At 46.2% G+C, this 1,268-nt stretch carries 9 tRNA genes and 2 rRNA genes; all 11 read right to left on the bottom strand.

Annotated elements, in window-relative coordinates:
* Positions 1 to 16: 16 nt before the first annotated feature.
* Positions 17 to 92: transfer RNA gene (locus AC1DUW_RS29465), tRNA-Ala, on the bottom strand.
* 21 nt (positions 93 to 113) lie between these two features.
* Positions 114 to 185: transfer RNA gene (locus AC1DUW_RS29460), tRNA-Gly, on the bottom strand.
* A 3-nt stretch (positions 186 to 188) separates the two neighbouring features.
* Positions 189 to 263 (bottom strand) — tRNA-Gln (locus AC1DUW_RS29455).
* 103 nt (positions 264 to 366) lie between these two features.
* Positions 367 to 450 (bottom strand) — tRNA-Tyr (locus AC1DUW_RS29450).
* Positions 451 to 468: 18 nt separating this feature from the next.
* A tRNA-Thr gene (locus AC1DUW_RS29445) sits at positions 469 to 544 on the bottom strand.
* Positions 545 to 563: 19 nt separating this feature from the next.
* Positions 564 to 639, bottom strand: a tRNA-Val gene (locus AC1DUW_RS29440).
* Between the two features lie 18 nt (positions 640 to 657).
* A tRNA-Glu gene (locus AC1DUW_RS29435) sits at positions 658 to 732 on the bottom strand.
* Positions 733 to 762: 30 nt separating this feature from the next.
* Positions 763 to 835 (bottom strand) — tRNA-Thr (locus AC1DUW_RS29430).
* A 3-nt stretch (positions 836 to 838) separates the two neighbouring features.
* Positions 839 to 913, bottom strand: a tRNA-Asn gene (locus AC1DUW_RS29425).
* 46 nt (positions 914 to 959) lie between these two features.
* Positions 960 to 1,075: ribosomal RNA gene (rrf, locus tag AC1DUW_RS29420) — 5S ribosomal RNA — on the bottom strand.
* Positions 1,076 to 1,149: 74 nt separating this feature from the next.
* A 23S ribosomal RNA gene (locus AC1DUW_RS29415) occupies positions 1,150 to 1,268 on the bottom strand; the annotation flags it as partial.

Raw genomic sequence — 1,268 nt, 5'->3', positions numbered from 1 at the left:
AGTGTATGTAGTTAGATGGTGGAGCCTAGCGGGATCGAACCGCTGACCTCCTGCGTGCAAGGCAGGCGCTCTCCCAGCTGAGCTAAGGCCCCTAAAGGAATAAATATATAGTAAGCGGAAGACGGGATTCGAACCCGCGACCCCAACCTTGGCAAGGTTGTATTCTACCACTGAACTACTTCCGCAAATGGCTGGGCTAGAAGGGATCGAACCTTCGCATGACGGAATCAAAATCCGTTGCCTTACCGCTTGGCTATAGCCCAATATATAATATGTATAATTAATATTCAACAAAATAAAAAGGTGGTAATCATATATTTCCCTTTTACAGAGAATATATAACTGATCCACAGGTTTTTATTAAAATGGTGGAGGGGGGCAGATTCGAACTGCCGAACCCGAAGGAGCGGATTTACAGTCCGCCGCGTTTAGCCACTTCGCTACCCCTCCGCAATATATGGTTGTAAATGGTGCCGGCAAGAGGACTTGAACCCCCAACCTACTGATTACAAGTCAGTTGCTCTACCAGTTGAGCTACACCGGCAAATATTTTTAAAATAAAATGGTGGAGGATGACGGGATCGAACCGCCGACCCTCTGCTTGTAAGGCAGATGCTCTCCCAGCTGAGCTAATCCTCCGGACTAATAAGTATATAATGGTGACCCGTACGGGATTCGAACCCGTGTTACCGCCGTGAAAGGGCGGTGTCTTAACCGCTTGACCAACGGGCCGATATTTTTATGATAATAGATAGATTGGGAAGCTCCCAAGCGGATTCGAACCGCTGACCTCTTCCTTACCATGGAAGTGCTCTACCTACTGAGCTATGGAAGCATATGGCTCCGCAGGTAGGACTCGAACCTACGACCGTTCGGTTAACAGCCGAATGCTCTACCACTGAGCTACTGCGGAATAATATAATGTTTCCTAATACTCATTTAAAGATTTTAAATGAATAGCCTGGCAACGTCCTACTCTCACAGGGGGAAACCCCCAACTACCATCGGCGCTGAAGAACTTAACTTCCGTGTTCGGAATGGGAACGGGTGTGACCTCTTCGCCATCATTGCCAGACTATATTCATTTTTTTGAAGAAATTTTCATTCCTTCAAAACTAGATAATAAGAAGGTATTTCATTTTTTAAAGCGTGGTTAAGTCCTCGATCTATTAGTATCAGTCAGCTCCACATGTCGCCACGCTTCCACCTCTGACCTATCAACCTGATCATCTTTCAGGGATCTTACTAGCTTGCGCTATGGGAAATCT

This window comes from Peribacillus sp. P4_C12, assembly GCF_056402095.1.
The sequence above is the reverse complement of the archived record's forward strand: the minus strand, read 5'-3'. Positions and strand labels throughout refer to the sequence as shown.